At 71.5% G+C, this 16,777-nt stretch carries 9 protein-coding genes; 7 read left to right on the top strand and 2 right to left on the bottom strand.

The features are described from left to right. Positions 1–3 precede the first annotated feature (3 nt). The 4 genes from OG885_RS03065 to OG885_RS03080 all read left to right on the top strand — a co-directional run bounded on the left by OG885_RS03065 (position 4) and on the right by OG885_RS03080 (position 6,636). Positions 4–924 carry a carbohydrate ABC transporter permease gene (locus tag OG885_RS03065; protein WP_405725514.1) on the top strand — a complete coding sequence of 307 codons (921 nt, stop codon included), beginning with the start codon at positions 4–6 and terminating at the stop codon, positions 922–924. A gap of 70 nt (positions 925–994) precedes the next feature. Further along, entirely contained in the window at positions 995–2,332 is a 1,338-nt protein-coding gene (locus OG885_RS03070; protein WP_405725517.1) for an ABC transporter substrate-binding protein, read from the top strand. 105 nt (positions 2,333–2,437) lie between these two features. Then, the gene (locus OG885_RS03075; RefSeq protein WP_405725520.1) at positions 2,438–4,477 is read left to right on the top strand and encodes a beta-galactosidase; all 2,040 of its coding nucleotides are present in this window, start codon (positions 2,438–2,440) and stop codon (positions 4,475–4,477) included. A 119-nt stretch (positions 4,478–4,596) separates the two neighbouring features. Further along, positions 4,597–6,636, top strand: a complete 2,040-nt coding sequence (locus OG885_RS03080; RefSeq protein ID WP_405725523.1) for an RICIN domain-containing protein — start codon at positions 4,597–4,599, stop codon at positions 6,634–6,636. 91 nt (positions 6,637–6,727) lie between these two features. Here the strand turns inward: OG885_RS03080 and OG885_RS03085 are convergent, their stop codons facing one another. Next, positions 6,728–7,813 carry an FAD-dependent oxidoreductase gene (locus tag OG885_RS03085; RefSeq protein WP_405725526.1) on the bottom strand — a complete coding sequence of 362 codons (1,086 nt, stop codon included), beginning with the start codon at positions 7,811–7,813 and terminating at the stop codon, positions 6,728–6,730. A 167-nt stretch (positions 7,814–7,980) separates the two neighbouring features. Between OG885_RS03085 and OG885_RS03090 the strand changes: the two genes are divergently transcribed. The 3 genes from OG885_RS03090 (at position 7,981) to OG885_RS03100 (ending at position 10,650) form a co-directional block, all read left to right on the top strand. Then, complete coding sequence (locus OG885_RS03090; protein ID WP_405725529.1) at positions 7,981–8,850, top strand: hypothetical protein; 870 nt, start codon at positions 7,981–7,983, stop codon at positions 8,848–8,850. Further along, positions 8,850–9,821 (top strand): hypothetical protein, encoded by a 972-nt coding sequence (locus OG885_RS03095; RefSeq protein WP_405725532.1) that lies wholly within the window; start codon positions 8,850–8,852, stop codon positions 9,819–9,821. Before OG885_RS03090 ends, OG885_RS03095 begins: the two co-directional genes overlap by 1 nt. 76 nt (positions 9,822–9,897) lie before the next feature. After that, positions 9,898–10,650 (top strand): hypothetical protein, encoded by a 753-nt coding sequence (locus OG885_RS03100; RefSeq protein ID WP_405725535.1) that lies wholly within the window; start codon positions 9,898–9,900, stop codon positions 10,648–10,650. A gap of 27 nt (positions 10,651–10,677) precedes the next feature. Here the strand turns inward: OG885_RS03100 and OG885_RS03105 are convergent, their stop codons facing one another. Then, entirely contained in the window at positions 10,678–16,773 is a 6,096-nt protein-coding gene (locus OG885_RS03105) for a hypothetical protein (protein WP_405725538.1), read from the bottom strand. Positions 16,774–16,777: the final 4 nt, after the last annotated feature.

The raw sequence follows: 16,777 nt of genomic DNA on the forward strand, positions 1-16,777 counted from the left end.
CCGATGAGCACCTCTGTCACCGCTCCCCCCGCCAAGAGCGCCTCGCCGCTGCGTACCCCGCGCAAGAAGCACACCCCGGGCAAGCCCAAGCGCAGCCTGCTGCTCACGGGGCTCATGGCCCTGATGGTCGTCTACACCGTGGCGCCGCTGATCTGGCTGGTCATCAACTCGACCAAGACCCAGGCGGGTCTGGGCGCCTCCAACGGACTGTGGTTCGCCCACGACTTCGCCCTGTGGGACAACATCTCGACCACCTTCACCTACCACGACGGCATCTTCGTCCGCTGGCTGCTGAACACCCTGCTGTACGTGGTGCTCGGCGCGGGCGGCGCGACGCTGCTCGCGGTGCTGGGCGGATACGCGCTGGCGAAGTTCGACTTCCCCGGCAAGCGCGGCATCTTCGCCGTCGTCATCGGCGCGGTGGCCGTGCCGGGTACGGCCCTCGCGGTGCCGACCTTCCTGATGTTCAGCAAGATGGGGCTCACCGACACCCCCTGGGCGGTGATCATCCCGTCGCTGGTCTCGCCCTTCGGCCTCTATCTGATGTGGGTGTTCGCCGCCGAGGCGATCCCGACCGAGCTGCTGGAAGCGGCCCGGATGGACGGGGCGAACGAGGTGCGCACCTTCTTCCAGGTCGCGCTGCCGCTGCTGGCCCCGGGGATCGTGACCGTGCTGCTGTTCACCACGGTCGCCACCTGGAACAACTACTTCCTTCCGCTGATCATGCTGAAGGACCCGAACTGGTACCCGCTGACGCTGGGCCTGAGCGCCTGGAACTCGCAGGCGGAGACCATCGGCGGTGACGTCATCTTCAACCTGGTGATCACCGGCTCCCTGCTCACGATCATCCCGCTGATCGCCGCCTTCCTGTTCCTCCAGAAGTACTGGCAGTCCGGCCTCGCCGCCGGAAGCGTCAAGGAATGACGCCACCGACCCCCCAATGAGTCACCCCCACCCTCACCCGTCCCACCCACGAAGAAGTGGAAGCACCTCCATGCGCAGAACAACGAGCCGCATCCTGCGCGGCATCGCCCTCGTCTCCACCCTCGCCCTGGGCGCCACCGCCTGCGGCGGCTCGGACGACGACTCCGACACGAAGGCCGTGTCCGCCGCGGACATCAAGGCGGCCCTGGACAAGGGCGGCGACATCACGGTCTGGGCCTGGGAGCCCACCCTGAAGACCGTGGCCGCCGACTTCCAGAAGAAGTACCCGAAGGTCAAGGTCAACCTGGTCAGCGAGCGCTCCGGCGACAAGCACTACACCGCGCTGTCCAACGCGATCTCGGCCGGCAAGGGTGTCCCGGACGTCGCCCAGGTCGAGTACTTCGCGCTCGGTCAGTACTCCCTCACCAAGGGCCTGACCGACCTGGCCCCCTACGGCGCCGACAAGCTCGCCTCCAAGTACACGGCCGGTCCGTGGAACGCGGTCAGCGACGGCGACAAGGTGTACGGCCTGCCGATGGACTCGGGCCCGATGGCGCTGTTCTACAACAAGAAGGTCTTCGACAAGTACAAGATCGCCGTCCCGACCACCTGGGACGAGTACCTGGACGCGGCCCGCAAGCTCCACAAGGCCGACCCGAAGGTCTACATCGCCAACGACGCCGGTGACGCGGGCTTCACCACCTCCATGCTGTGGCAGGCAGGTTCGCGCCCCTACAAGGTCGACGGCACCAAGGTCGGCATCAACTTCGACGACGCGGGCGCCAAGAAGTTCGAGACCGTCTGGCAGAAGCTGATCGACGAGAAGCTGCTCGCCCCGATCAACGGCTGGACCGACGACTGGTACAAGGGCCTCGGCGACGGCAGCATCGCCACCCTGGCCAGCGGTGCCTGGATGCCCGCCAACTTCGAGACCGGTGTCCCGGGCGCCAAGGGCCAGTGGCGTGCCGCCGCGCTCCCGGCCTGGACCAAGGGTGAGAAGGCGAGCGCCGAGAACGGCGGCTCCTCGCTGACCGTCCCGGCGCTGGCCAAGAACAAGGAACTCGCCTACGCCTTCACCGAGTACGCCAACTCCGGCGCCGGTGTCGCCACCCGTGTCTCCGAGGGCGCCTTCCCGGCCACCAAGGCGCAGCTGGAGGACCCCGCGTTCCAGAGCAAGAAGTTCGACTACTTCGACGGTCAGGAGGCGAACAAGATCTTCGCCGAGTCCGCGGCGAACGTGGCGAGCGACTGGTCGTACCTGCCGTTCCAGCAGTACGCGAACTCGATCTTCAACGACACGGTCGGCAAGGCGTACGTCTCCAACACCACGCTGGCGGACGGTCTGAAGGCCTGGCAGGACGCTTCCGTCAAGTACGGCGAGGAGCAGGGCTTCACCATCGAGAAGTAGTTCTCGCAGAAGCCGAGAAGTAGTTCTCGCGGACGCAACGAACGCCGGGCGGCGCGGCTCCCGGGCCGCGCCGCCCCCGTGCACCACCCCTTCGGAAGGACCGCCATGATCTCCACCCTCCACTCCCGCAGAAGCGGGGCGGACGGTGACCTCACCCCGCGTCTCGCCTTCGGCGCCGACTACAACCCCGAGCAGTGGCCCCGGGAGGTGTGGGAGGAGGACGTCCGGCTGATGCGCGAGGCCGGTGTCACCGTCGTCTCGGTGGCGATCTTCTCCTGGGCACGTCTGCAACCGACCGCCGACAGCTGGGACTTCGGCTGGCTCGACGAGGTCATGGACCTGCTGCACGCGGGCGGCATAGGCGTCGACCTGGCGACCGCCACCGCCTCCCCGCCGCCGTGGCTGACCACCGCCCACCCGGAGATCCTGCCGGTCACCGCGACCGGCGAGACCCTGTGGCCGGGCGCCCGCCAGCACTGGCGGCCCACCTCCCCCGTCTTCCGCGAGCACGCCCTGCGCCTGGTCCGTGAGATGGCGACCCGCTACGCCGACCATCCGGCGCTGGTCGCCTGGCATGTCTCCAACGAGCTGGGCTGCCACAACGTCTACGACTACTCCGACGACGCGGCCCACGCCTTCCGCGACTGGCTGCGCGCCCGCTACGGCACCCTCGATGCCCTCAACCACGCCTGGGGCACCGCGTTCTGGTCGCAGCGCTACAGCGCCTGGGAGCAGATCCTGCCCCCGCGTCTGGCGGCCTCGCACCCGAACCCGACCCAGCAGCTGGACTTCAAGCGCTTCTCCTCCGACGCCCTCAAGGACTACCTGCGCGCCGAGCGGGACCTGTTGAAGGAGCTCACCCCGGACGTCCCGGTCACCACCAACTTCATGGTGATGGGCGAGACCAAGGGCATGAACTACGCGGACTGGGCCGAGGAGATCGACTTCGTCTCCAACGACCACTACGTCCACCCCGGCCCGCAGTCCCGTGACGAGCTGTCCTTCTCCGCGAACCTCACCAGCGGCATCGCGGGCGGCCGGCCCTGGTTCCTGATGGAGCACTCCACCAGCGCCGTCAACTGGCAGCCGGTGAACGTGGCCAAGCGGCCGGGCGAGCTGGCCCGGGACTCGCTGCTGCACGTGGCGCACGGCGCGGACGCCGTCTGTTACTTCCAGTGGCGGCAGTCGGCGGCGGGCGCCGAGAAGTACCACTCGGCGATGGTTCCGCACGCCGGCGCCGACAGCGAGCTGTTCCGCGCGGTGGCCGAACTCGGCGCCACCCTCAAGTCCCTCGCGCCGGTGGCCGGTTCGCACCGGGAGAGCGCCAAGGTCGGGATCGTCTTCGACTGGGACTCCTGGTGGGCCAGCGAGCAGGACTCCCACCCCACCTCCCTGCTCAACTACCGCCAGGAGGGCCTGGACTGGTACTCGGCGCTGCTCGCGCTCGGCGTGCGCGCCGACCTGATCACCACCAAGAGCGACTTCGCCCGCTACGACGTGCTGATCGCGCCCGTCCTGCATGTGATCCCGGCGGAGCTCGCCAAGGAGCTGACCCGCTACGCCGAGCAGGGCGGCCACCTCGTCACGACCTACTTCTCCGGCGTCGTCGACCAGAACGACCATGTGTGGCTGGGCGGTTACCCCGGCGCGCTGCGCGAGCTGCTCGGCATCCGCGTCGAGGAGTTCGGCCCGCTGCTCGCCGACGAGTCGGTGACCCTGGACGACGGCTCGACCGGCACCCTGTGGACCGACCGCATCACCCTGGCCGACGACCGGACCGAGGTCCTCGCCCGCTACGACTCCGGCAACCAGGCCGGGCGTCCGGCCGTGACCCGTCGTACCGCGGCGGCCGGTTCGGCGTCGTACGTCTCCACGCGCCTCGGTGTCGCGGGGCTGACCGCGCTGCTGCCGCGCCTGCTCGGGCCGGCCGGCGTGACGAGCGAACTCCCGGCCGAGGCACGCGGACGCGTCGAACTGGCCGTCCGCAAGGGCGCCGAGGCGAGGTTCCTGTTCCTGGTGAACCGGACCGACGACACGGTGCCGCTGCCCGGCTTCCCCGGCGACGTGCTCTACGGCACGACCGGCGACGACGGGCTCGTCCTCGGTCCGCGCGAGGTCGCCGTGGTGCGCCGACCGCTCGTCTGACCCACCCCCCACCTCTGTCCCCCGGGCGGCCCCTGACCCGCCCGGGGGCACACCCCTCCCCGTGCGTCCGGCGGGAGGGACCACCGCAGCGTTTCCACCTATGAAGCTGGGAGCACACGATGGCAGGACTCACCCGCAGCAGACGGCTCCTCGGGGCCGCCTCCATGACCGCGCTCGCGACCGGAGCGGCACTGCTCTCCGTACCCGCACCGCTCGCACAGGCCGACACGGTCACCGCGTCGGTCACCGTCCAGCCCGATCCGTCGTACAAGCAGGAGCAGTTCGAGGGCTGGGGCACCAGTCTGGTCTGGTTCGCCAACGCCACCGGTGACTACCCGAAGGAGATCCGCGAGAAGCTCGCCGATCTGCTCTTCGGGGACGACGGTCTGGCCCTGAACATCGCGCGGTACAACATCGGCGGCGGCAACGCCCCGGACGTCAAGGACTATCTGCGCGCCGGTGGCGCGGTCGAGGGGTGGTGGAAGGCCCCCGCGGGCACGACCCGCACCGACACCGACTGGTGGAGCGCCGACGACCCCGCCGACTGGAACGCCGACGCGGACGCCACACAGCGCTGGTGGGTCGACCACATCAAGAACGACATCGACCACTGGGAGACGTTCTCCAACTCCCCGCCGTGGTTCATGACCGAGAGCGGCTATGTCTCGGGCGGGTTCAACGCCAACGCCGAGCAGCTGAAGGAGAGTTCGGTCGGTGACTTCGCCGCCTACCTCGCCGGGGCGACGAAGCGGCTGGAGAAGTCCGAGGGCATCAAGGTCGACACCGTCGACCCGTTCAACGAGCCCAACACCGGCTACTGGGGAACCCGTCTGGACGCCAACGGCGAACCCGTGGGGGGCCGTCAGGAGGGTGCGCACATCGGGCCCGCGATGCAGGAGAAGGTGCTGGCCGCGCTGGCGCCCGCGCTGAAGAAGGCCAAGGTCAAGGCCGACATATCGGCGATGGACGAGACCAACCCCGGTCTGTTCGCGACGAACTGGAACTCCTACTCGCAGGCGTCCAAGGACCTCGTCGGCCAGATGAACGTCCACACCTACGGCACCGGTCAGCGCACCACGGTCCGTGACCTGTCCAAGGCGGCCGACAAGCCGCTGTGGATGAGCGAGGTCGAGGGCGACTGGGGCGACGGGCAGAGCTTCACCGACATGCGCCCGGGCCTGGGCCTGGCCCAGCAGATGGTGAACGACCTGCGTGAACTGGAGCCCAAGGCCTGGGTGTTCTGGCAGCCGGTCGAGGACTACGACAACATGAAGCCGGGCGGCGAGTCCGCCAAGGGCGGCAACTGGGGTTCCATCCAGCTCCCGTTCAGCTGCACGTCGGCCGACACCCTCCAGTCCTGCCCGATCTACACGAACACGAAGTTCGACACGGCCCGCAACTTCACGCACTTCATCAAGCCCGGCGACCGTCTGATCAAGGTGGACGACACCTCCAGCGCCGCCGCGGTGACGAAGGACGGCAAGGGCGCCTCGCTGGTCCACGTCAACTCCACCACCGCGCCCCGCGCGGTGACGATCGACCTGTCGAAGTTCGAGAAGATCAAGGACAACGCGACCGTCACCCCGACGGTGACCGACGCGGCCGGCAAGCTGGTGCGGCAGGCCGCGGTCGACGTCGTGGACGGCAAGGCGACGTTCACCGTCCCCGCGCAGTCCGTGACCTCGTTCGCCGTCAAGGGCGTCTCCGGTGTCGCGAAGGACGCAAGCCTGTTCAGCAAGGGCGCGTCCTACACCCTGACCGGTGTGCAGAGCGGCAAGGCGGTGACGGTCGGCGCGAACGGCACCAACCTCACCATCAACTCCGCGAACGGCACGGTCGCGCAGGAGTGGCGCCTCGAGGCGAAGTACGGCAAGAAGGGCAGCAACCGCGCCCGCTACGTCTTCGCCAACCCGGCCGAGGGCAAGCGGCTCGCCGTACGGGACAACGTGCCGGTGATCGAGCCCGACACCGGCGACCGGGACCCGGCGACCGAGTGGATCCTGTCCACCACGGGCGACGGCACCTGGACCCTGGTGAACCAGGCGACCGGACGGCTCCTGGAGGTCGGCGGCCAGGCGACGAACGAGGGCGCGGCCGTCACGACGTGGCAGGCCAACTCCGGTTCCAACCAGCGGTGGCGGATCACCGAGGTGAACTGACCGCACCGCGGACCCCGTTCAGAACAGACGCCCGGCCGGGCTTCCCGGCCGGGCGTTCCGCGTGTGCCGTCGTTCGGCCCCACCACCGCACCTAGGCCGTGGACCGCAGACGGAACCGCTCGTGGGGCTCGGCGCGGCCCGTGGCGAGGTCGGCGGCCATCGCGCCGATGAGCGGGGTGAACTTGGCGCCGTGGCCGGAACAGGGGGAGACGATGACGAGGGGCCCGTGCCGGTCGAGGACGAAGTCGTCGTGGGGCGCGGTGGTGTAGAGGCAGGTGGCTTCCGCGACCGGGTCGGGGTCCAGGCCCGGGAGCCGGTCACGGACGAAGTCGCTGACGCGGGTGCGCGACGACGGGTCGACGACTCCGGTCCGCGAACCGGCCGTCGTGGGAGTGCCCCGGTCGTGCTCGGCGACCTTCACGGCGGACAGTGCTCCTCCGTCGCTGCCGGACGGCAGTCCGTAGGTCTGCATCGTCTCGTCCCCGAACACCAAGGTCGGCCACCCGAGCGAGGGGTCCCGCTGCCGGAAGTGGAAGACCTGCTGCTGGGTCACCTTCAACGGCGGCAGGGTGACCGGCAGATCCAGCTCGGGCAGCCAGGCTCCGGCGGCGATCACCACGGTGTCGGCGGTCAGTTCCCGGCCGTCGTCCGTACGCAGGCGCACCTTCTCCCGCACGTCGAAGCCCGTGACCCGGACGCCGGTCCACGCCTGCGCCCCGTGCTCGACGGCCCGGCGCACACACGCCGCGACCGTCGCGTCGGCATCGACCACTCCGGCCTCCGGGTGGTGGAGGACCGGCCCGTCGAAGCGGACGTACGGCCAGCGCTCCGACGCCTCCCGGGCGGACAGGACCTCGTGCGGCACCCCGGCCTCGGCCAGCACCCTGGCCAGGCCGCGCGGGTCGCGTCCCGCCCCGAAGTCGAGGCCGCCGGTCGTCCGCAGCAAGGTAGTCGAACTGTCCCGCTCCAGCTCCCGCCACTGTTCGTACGCCTGGCCGGTCAGCCGCACGTACAGGTCCTCGGCGTACGCGCGCCGGAAGATCCGCGAGCTGCCGTGCGAACTCCCCCGCCGGTGACCGATGCCGTACGCCTCGATCAGGGTGACCTGGTGGCCGCGACGGGCCAGCTGCCAGGCGGTGGCCGCGCCCATCAGGCCGGCACCCACGACGGCGATCAATGCCCCTCCCAAGGAGTCCAGTTCGTGCCCGTGAGCGGCACACATGCCATGGGCGAGGACTCTACCGTCAGGGCGATCACGTCCCAGGAACGCGCACTCGCGTCCGTGACGACGGCCGGGCGTTCGTTCAGCAGGAAGAGTGTCGGAAATGCGCTTATTCTGCACTTATGGCCACTATGCGTGCCCGGCCCATCGCCCTGGCGATCATCCTCGGTCTCGTGGCCGTGCTCGGGATCGTCTGGTTGGTCAGATCCGCGACCATCGACGGCGAGAACACCGCTGACAAAGGAACCGTCAGCTCCGCGGCCGCCTCCAACGGCAACGGCAACGATCCCGACGCCGACGGGGGCATCGGGGGAAACGACACCGATCGCCAGGATGACGGGAGCTCCAGCTCCGCGTCCGCCTCGCAGGGCACGTCGGCCACGGGCAGCAGCACGCCGGGCGGCGGCACGCGCAAGGACGGTCGCCGGTCCATCCATGTCAACGGGGTGCACCTCGACGGCAACCCCAGCGGCAGCGGCTGCGCCACCATCATCAACAAGACGAGCACGCCGGCCACCTTCAACAGCGTGTCCTTCACCGTGGCCAGCGGCCCGGCCAAGCCGGCTGTCAGCTCCGACAACGCGGCGCACTGTTCGAACGGCAACCCCCGGTGCCTCGGGGCCAGGGTGCAGGAGGGATATCAGTGTGACGCGGGGGCAGTCCTGCCGCCCGGCTCCCCGAACGGCACGTATGTCATCACCACAACGGTCAACTTCACCTACGTGTGCGTGGACCCCGAGAACTCGCCGTGCGACGAGGTGAAGGACTGGGGCGGTTCGCCACCGACGGCCAAGGATCCGGTGGTGATCAGTGGTTCGACGTCCAACAATGTTCCCCCCGTGACGATCGTCGTGGGAGGGGAACCGGAGGACAACCCGGAGGAGGAGGTCACTCCGGCGCCCGACACCCCTGAGAACGTCACACCCGCGCCCGAGGACGACCAGCCGCTGCCCGACGTACCCGACGGGGCGTCCGATCTGGAGCTGGGCTGATGGCCGAGGAGGCGCCGCCGCGGGAACCGCCGGCCGCCCCGCCCAGGCCGCCCACGCCGCCCGTGGCGGAACCGCCGCAGGGACCCGAGTCCTCCGCCGACCAGCTCCCCGTCTCGACCCGCGTCCGGAAGCTGGCGGAGGCGATCGGTCCGACGACCCTGGCCACCGCGCTGCTCGTCTACTTCGGCTATGTCGCCACCCGCGCGCGCTACCAGTACTTCGGCGTCCCCCTCGACATGACGGGACTGTCCAACCAGGACCTGATGCTGCAGGGCCTGGAAGTGGTGTACGTCCCGGCGGCCTTGATGTTCCTCGGCATCCTGGCGTGCGTCGGCATCCACGCCCTCGTCAGATGGCTGCTCGCCCGCGACACGGGCAGCGACGCCTCCGCCAACCGGGCCCTGCTGGCGTACCTCATCATCCTCGTCGGCGTGCTTCTCATCGCCCGGGCCCTGATCGGCATGTTCGTCGCGGACTCCGACACCAGTGTCGTCATCGGTGCCACACCGCTGTCGCTGGCGATCGGGCCGGCGGCGGTGGCGTACGGCGTCTGGGTCTACTCACAACAGCGCGGCCGGCCCCTGCTGTCGCAGCGCATGGCACACAACGGGGCCCTGTGCGCGGTGGGGTTGTTCGTCGCCGGGCTGTTCTGGGCCTCGACACAGCTGGCCTGGGCGTACGGCACGGGTCGTGGCGAGGAGGACGCGTCTCGACTGGTGGACCGTCCGGAAGTCGTCATCGACACCAAGGATCCGATCGACGGCCTGCCCACCGGCGTCACGGAGACCCCGCTCGATGCGAAGGGGAAGGACGCCGGGGCGTACCACCACCGCTACGCGGGCTTCCGGCTGTTGCTGTCGTCCGGTGGGCGGCTGTTCCTGGTCACCCCGGACTGGGTGCTCGGCCGGGACCGGACGGTCGTCCTCCCCTATGGGGACGACATCCGGGTGCAGCTCCTGCCGCAGCCCTGAGAAGGGAACCGGTTCGTCCGGCAGCATCCGCCGGGCGTCCGCGCTAGCGTCCAAGAGAAGCGTAGGGAGCGGTGCGATGGACCTGTTGCCGGTCGAGATCAAGGTCAACGTAGACAGCGACGTGGCGGCGGCCCTGTCCGCCCTCGGTGGCTCGCACGGGGTGCGGACCACACGTCGGATCTGGTTCGCCGAGGACCGGGACGGCGTCGCCGAGCGCCGGGTGCCGCTGCTGGACGCCGGAGTGATCGTACGGTTCAGGCTCGGTGACGATGCGGACGATCTGACGGTCAAGTTGCGGCCGTGCACGAGCAGGCAGTTGGTCGGCCGCTTCTCCGCCCCGTTCGACGCGGACCCGTTCACCTACAAGATCGAGGAGGACTGGTCGGCGGACCGCCAGGTACTGGCCGCCTCCCTCGTGCACGACCACCCGCCGGGAGCACTGTCGGAGGCAGTGTCTCCCGGCGGCGACCCCGCCGCGTCGGTCGACCCGCTGCACCACCAGTTCCTGCACGCCTGCGCGCCCACCGTCCCGTTCGGCGGGCTGGTCGCGCTGGGACCGATCCTCGCGACCAAGGTCGAGGACGTTCCGCTGGGCGGCCTGAAGGTGAATCTGGAGGCGTGGTCGGTGGCCGGTCTGGACTTCCTGGAAGTCTCGATCCGGGTCAAGCCCAAGGACGACGACGAAGCCGAGGAACTCGCCAAGCGGGCCGAACGCAAGCAGCGCGAGCTGGAGGACGCGGTGCGGGGCCGCGGGGTGGCGCTCTCCGAACACCCCGAGAACAAGACCCGCCGCGTCCTCACCGCGCTGGTGAGGAGCATGCACAACTGATCTCTCGCGTACGTCGGTGATCCGACGTCACGGCCACGGCTCCGTCGGCCGTACCGTGTCGAAAGCGAGCCCGCTGGAGCTCTCCCCGGTACCGGGCGCCTTCTCCCTGCGGACCCAGCTGTGCCAGGAGCCGTCGTACCAACGGGCCAGCACCGGGCGGCGGGTGACGTACACCCCGTCGCGCGGCACCTCCTCCTCGTGCACCCACAGTCCGGGCGTGATCAGGCGGCCCTCGGGGCGGGCGTCGAGGCCGGGAGCGGTGAGGTCGGCCAGGCGGAAGCGGATCTCGGCGGTGCGGATCGCCTCGGGGACGAGAGGGAACCAGTAGTCCGGCACGATGGTCTGCACCGCGTACGCGGGCAGCTCACCGGCGGGGACGGGCTCGGGCGGGGTGCGGCGGGCCCAGCTGTCCCGGCGGTCGACCGGTTCGCCCCGGCCGTCGGTGTAGTGGTGCTGAACGGCCCAGGCGAGGTTGGCCAGTTCGTCGCGGGCCAGCACCACGTGTTCCAGGGGCCGGCCCGGCTGGCCGGGCTCGGTGGGCAGGATCAGCAGACCGGACGCCGCCGGCTGGTCGGGGTCCGGGCTGTTCAGGGTGAACATCGACCAGGACGGGTCGTCCTCGCCGGCCCGCCGGATCAGATGGTGGCGGCCGAACACATCGCGCACCAGCAGCCGGTCCACGACCGTGAGGGAAGAGCTCGGCACCTCCAGGGGCACCAGGAACCAGTCGTTGCCGAAGACCGTGGCGAACGAGATCAGCAGCAGCCGGCCGGTGTCGAGCGTGGACACGTCCGTCGCGCCGAGGTCGACGCGCGCGTCCTCCATCTCCCAGAACCGGTCGGCCGGCAGTCCGCCGTAGCGCACGGTCGAGGGCAGGCCCTCCTCGGCGAAGGTCCGGCGCGGTCCCTGCGGTGCCGCCTCGGCCTCGGGGTCGGGGTGGACGTCCAGGCCGTACCAGTCGAGACCGTCGCCCTGGTACTCCTCGGCGCGCAGGACCGTCCCGCCGGTGGACAGTTCCACGGCGTACTCGAAGCGGTGCGGATCGAAGCAGTCCGGGCCGTGCTCGGCGAGTTGTCCGCCCCACCATGTGCGCCACCGCCCGACCACCTCGGCGAGGTGCGGGTCCGGTCCGCTGTCGAAGGTGCCCGCGTCCAGCGCCGCCGCCACCGACGCCGCGTCCGGCACACGGCCGTCCAGCAGGCCGATCAGGCTCGCGTCCGGCTCTCCGGCCGGGAGCAGATGGGCGGCGAGTGCCGTGCGGGCGGCGGTGAGCAGTTCGGCGTCGTCGCACATCCGCAGCAGTGCGGCACCGCCCTCGGCGCGCAGCCGTTCGTCGACCTGGACGGGTTCGTCCTCGATCTGGGTGTCCAGCGGTCCCAGGCGTGGATCGTAGGGAATCCAGTCCGTGCTCCCGCCCGGTCGCCAGGCGTCGATCGGCGCGCTGCCCCCGTTCATCCGGACCACCGCGGGCGACCCGGCGTCCTGAGCGGCGAACTCGCCGAACTGCCACTGCCGGGTGAGCAGCCACAGCGGGTCGTGCACCTTGGCGGCCAGTCCGGGTTCGATGTCGCCGGCGCGGTGGCTGGGCTCCAGCCGGAAGGGCCCGTCCGGGTCGGTGTTCGGCCGCCGGGTCTCCATCCCGGCCAGTGCTCGGCCGGTCGCGCCCTGCGGGCTGATCCGGATGCCGGGGAGGAGGTCGTCCAGTTGGGGCAGGTCCTGGAGGTCGATCGCGCGCAGCTTGGCCAGTTCGAGTGTCTCGCGCAGCACTTGCACCAGGCCGTCGGAGGTCCAGCCCCGGCTCAGGTCGGGGGGCACGGCGATGAGGACGCTGTGCGGGGCCTTGGCGTCGGGGCGGTCGTAGTGGAAGGCCACGCCGGTCAGTTCGGTCTGTGGGGCGGCCTCGGCGGGTGGCACGCCCTCGGGCGGCAGGGGCGGCTGGTCGGAGCCGGGCAGCAGTTCGATCCACTCGTCGAGGACGACACCGGTGACAGCCGCGCCGGGCGGGACGTCCACGGGCGCGTGCCAGACGAGATGGGTGGTGGCGGGCGGGCGGTGGCCGGCGGGGAAGGTGCCGCCGATCCACGCGTCGCCGGCGCCCGCCGGATGCTGTGCCGCACGCAGCCGTTCGGCCCGTCCGGCACGGGTTCCGGCCAGCAGCAGCGTCTCGTGCAGGGTGCGCACCATCGGCCGTACGGCCGCGTTGCGCCGCAGCCAGTCCTCCAGTTCGGCGCCGGGCACGTCGCCGGGTGAGGGGGGTGGCGGTGTGGGTGCGGTGAGCGTGGGCAGGAGGGGTACGTCCGCGCCGAGCACCTCGGTCAGTGTCGTGCGGGCCCGGGACAGCCAGGCCTCGGCCGTCCGCGGGGTGACCTGTTCGGCGGCCAGGTCGCGCAGTGCGCCCTGCGCCGGGTGTCCGGCGACCAGGGGGCTCGCGGCGAAGGCGGCGAGGCGGGTCCGCAGCCCGGCCGTGTCGACCGTGCGGCCGGCGGGCTCCTCGAGCAGGTGTGCCGGCAGTAGTGGTTGGGCGGTGGTCAGCAGTGACCGGATCCGGGCCGCCCGCCCGCGCAGACCGCTCCAGCCGGGGCCGGTGAACTCGACCGGTGTGTCCGGCGGGACGCTCATGGCGGTCCGAACGGCCTGCCGCAGCCCGGCCGGTTGCACGGCGGCCGCGTCCAGTACCGTCCGCAGGGCGCCCAACCCCAGGCGATCGGCGGAGAGTTGGAAAGCCACCTGGCCGTTGGACTGAGCGCCGCCCTCATGGCTCTGGCCGTCGGCCTGAGCGTCGCCGCCATGGTTCTGGCCGTCGGGCTGAGCGTCGCCGTCCTGATTTTCGCCGTCGGTGTGTCCGCCGAGCATCCCGGTCAGCGTCCAGCCCGCCGCCGGGCCCAGCAGTTGGGCGGCCCAGGCCTCCAGGGCGGGTTGCAGCGCGGCGAGCGGGTCGTCGGGCCAGCCGGTCGGGGTGGCGTCCGCGGGCAGCAGCGCGGCGATCCGGTGGGTGAGGGCGCGGGCCCGGTGCGGTGTGCGCAGTACGCGGAAGGTGTCCGGCACGTCCTCGCCACGGCCCAGGGTGTCGGCGGTCAGGCCGGCCCGGATCGGGTTGCCGCCCACCAACTGGTGCACGCTCTCGGCCAGCACCAGGTCGCCGACCGCGTCCAGGGCGTCGACGAGGTCGTCCAACAGCGGTGTCACCGCCGCCTGTTGCTCAGGCGGGACGAGGGCCAGGGCGCTGCCGTCGGCCCGTGCGAGGGCCATTCCGTCGACCACGTTGCGCGCCCCGATCGCCTCCGCGCTGCGCGCCCACAAGTCGGCGTCGCCCGCCTCTCCTTGCGGTTCGGGCACGACCGGCAGAGGGAACGCGCGGCGGAACTGTGGGACGAGAGTGTCCAGTTGCGCGTCGTGCAGGGCCCGTTCGAACCGGTAACCCAGCAGGGAGCCCAGGTTCTGGCCCTGGCGTACCCCGCCGAGCAGCCAGCGGGCGACGCGGGCCCGGCGGGAGGTCAGGTTGACCGCGTAGGACTGTTCGTCGGGGTTGCCGAGGAAGCCCGAGCGCAGGACGGCCGCCGTGGCGGCGTGTTGCAGGGACGGCGCGTGGATGTAGCCGTCCTGGGCGGACACCTCGACGGTGGTGTCCACGTCGTCCAGTTCGATGTCGACCGTCTCGCGCGCCTGGGGCGGGAGCAGGTTCTCCACCCAGCCGTAGCAGCCGAACCGGACGCCCTCGACGCCGGACGCCCGCAGTTCGGCCAGCCGCCGTGACGCCAGTGAGGTGACCCAGGCGTCCAGCCGGTGCGCGTAGGCGTCGATGACCTCCAGCAACAGTTCGGGCAGCCGGGTCACCGGTACGGCCGCGAGCGTCCGCAGCGCCTGTTCGAGGCGGGGCAGCGCGGCGGTTGCGCGGGTGGCGGCGGTGGTTCGTTCGGTGCGCTCCTGCTCGTCGAGTCCGTCGATGACGTCGGCCACCAGTTGGTCCACGTCGCTGGTGGCGGCGAGCGCCTGGCGCACGGGGTCGTCGGTGCCCTGCTCGCTGTCGTCGCCGTCGAAGAACGCCCAGTTGGGCAGGAACAGCAGGGCGTCGAGCAGTCCGCTCGCGTCCGGTGGGGCCTCGGGCGGGAACTCCTGCGGGGTGCCGTCGTCCTCGGGCGGCGCCTCCCCGCCGTCCTGGCCGTCCTGCGGTTGTTCGCCTCCCTCGTCGGGGGTCTCGCCCTCGCCCGGTTCCTCGGCCTGTACTCCCGGAAGGTCGAAGAGGGTGCTGCGCCGGGGCGGGGTCTCGCGCCCCGAGGACAGCTCGACCGGCCACGCCGCGTCGAAGGCGGCGGCGTCCAACTGGCCCGCGAGGAAGGCGCGTACGGCCCCCAGATAGTCCGCGGTGGCCGTCGCCCGGGCCGGGAAGGCGGTGGCGTCCGGGGTGATCCGGGTGACGAACCCGGGGGCGCCGGTCCCGTCGTCCAGGCCCCAGCCGAGGGAGGTCCAGCCGTCGCCGCTCGTCGTCCAGCGCAGCATCCCGTCGGGTGCCAGTCCGGGCAGGCCGGGCCTGGCGGGGGGCTCGTCGCGCGAGGTCTTCGGCACGGCGAACGTGGGACCGTCCATGCGGCGCATGGCCAGGCCGGTCGCCACGGGCAGCCGTTTCAGCGCTTCCACGGTGACCTGGTCGACCGGCAGGCCCGGCTGGACATGGGGGACGGGATCGATGGGGATCCTGCCGTTCAGCGCCGCTCGCCAGCACTCGCGCAGCCGCAGCAGCCAGGGAGCGAGGAGGGCGTCGACGTCACGGGTGCGTTCGGCACGCCAGTCGCCCAGCGCGGTCACCGGCAGCACGCCGTACGGCTGACGCCCGACCCGCAGCATCGGCAGCGGCCCGCGACCGCGCACATGCTCGGCGAGGTGGTCGCGGACGGCCCGCCACGGGCGGCCCGGGGCGACGCCGCTGACCTGACGGGTGCCCAGGTCGAGGGTGCTCAGCGCGGACTCGGCGAACCCCTTGCCGAGGGTGGGCCAGGTGAGCAGGGTCAGCGCGGCGACGGCCGACGGCTCGGGGTCGTCCGCGCCGGAGCAGCCGCGCAGGAACCCGGCGTCCGGCAGACCGAGCGCCGCGGCCAGCGCGTCGGCGACCGGCCGCTGCCCCGCCTCCGGGTCGGGGTCGGGGCCGGGGTAGGCGGGTGCGGAGGACCAGCCGGAGCGGGTGCGGGGGGTGTTGTTGGTGGCGGTTCCGGAGGGCAGGATGCCGAGTCCGCCCGCGAACCGGTGGCCGTGCAGCAGATCGCGCAGCCGGGCCGCGCCGTCCGCCGCGGAGTCGTCACGGACGCCGACGACCAGCAGTTCGTCCAGGTGGTCGGTGCCGTCGGGCGGGAAGGTGAGCTCGATGCCCATGCCGGCCTTGAGCGCCTGGAACCAGTCGGTCTCCCAGCCCTCTTCCTCGGCGCGCAGCAGGCCGATGGGCAGCGGGTCGGGCACCGGGCGGCCCAGCTTGTCCAGGACGATCTGGCCGTCGAGCAGGCCGAGGAAGCGCCAGCGGTTCGGCATCGCGACCTGCCGCTCCCGTTGTTGGCCCGGGTCGTCGGGGCGTTCCCCGGGCGGCGGGGAGCCGGGGCGGGCGGCACGGACCGCCCAGGACGCGCGGGCCGGGCGCAGCTTGCCGAGGACCTTCTGCCAGGCGTCGGGGCCCGGCTTCTGCCAGTACTCGGCGGCGGCGGCCGCCTCGGCGGGCGTCAGCCGGGGGTCGAAGGGGGTGAGCAGGATGTCGTCCGGGTAGATCCGCACGCGCAGGGTGCTCGGCTCCCACCAGATGGTCTCCACCCGCACCGGCAGCAGGGCGACGGGGTCGGTGTTGCCGTCGGGGAAGAGCGCCGCACCCTCGCCCAGGGCGCGGGTCAGTTCCTCCTCGGCGTCGGCGACGAGGCTGTTGGACTGCTCGGCCGTCCGTTGCAGTTCCGTGAGGGCGGCCTCGGCCTCGGTGAGCAGTTCGGCGCTGGGGCGCTGGCCGATCTGGACGGGGTCGGGCAGTCCGGCCCGGATGTGCTCCTGGAGGCGCCGTACGACGGCCTCCTGCTCGTCCGCGAGGGCCTGGGCGGTATCCGCGTCGGTGCGTGCCCGGTCCAGTTGCGCGCGGGCGGCGAAGGCGTCCGTCATGTCG

Origin of the sequence: Streptomyces sp. NBC_00028, from assembly GCF_045041065.1 — a bacterium.
In the GTDB taxonomy this organism is placed as follows: Bacteria; Actinomycetota; Actinomycetes; order Streptomycetales; family Streptomycetaceae; genus Streptomyces.

Coding starts and splice junctions, on each gene's coding strand:
- OG885_RS03065 (WP_405725514.1), top strand. CDS start 4: ATGAGCACCTCTGTCACCGCTCCCCCCGCCAAGAGCGCCTCGCCGCTG.
- OG885_RS03070 (WP_405725517.1), top strand. CDS start 995: ATGCGCAGAACAACGAGCCGCATCCTGCGCGGCATCGCCCTCGTCTCC.
- OG885_RS03075 (WP_405725520.1), top strand. CDS start 2,438: ATGATCTCCACCCTCCACTCCCGCAGAAGCGGGGCGGACGGTGACCTC.
- OG885_RS03080 (WP_405725523.1), top strand. CDS start 4,597: ATGGCAGGACTCACCCGCAGCAGACGGCTCCTCGGGGCCGCCTCCATG.
- OG885_RS03090 (WP_405725529.1), top strand. CDS start 7,981: ATGGCCACTATGCGTGCCCGGCCCATCGCCCTGGCGATCATCCTCGGT.
- OG885_RS03095 (WP_405725532.1), top strand. CDS start 8,850: ATGGCCGAGGAGGCGCCGCCGCGGGAACCGCCGGCCGCCCCGCCCAGG.
- OG885_RS03100 (WP_405725535.1), top strand. CDS start 9,898: ATGGACCTGTTGCCGGTCGAGATCAAGGTCAACGTAGACAGCGACGTG.
- OG885_RS03105 (WP_405725538.1), bottom strand. CDS start 16,773: ATGACGGACGCCTTCGCCGCCCGCGCGCAACTGGACCGGGCACGCACC.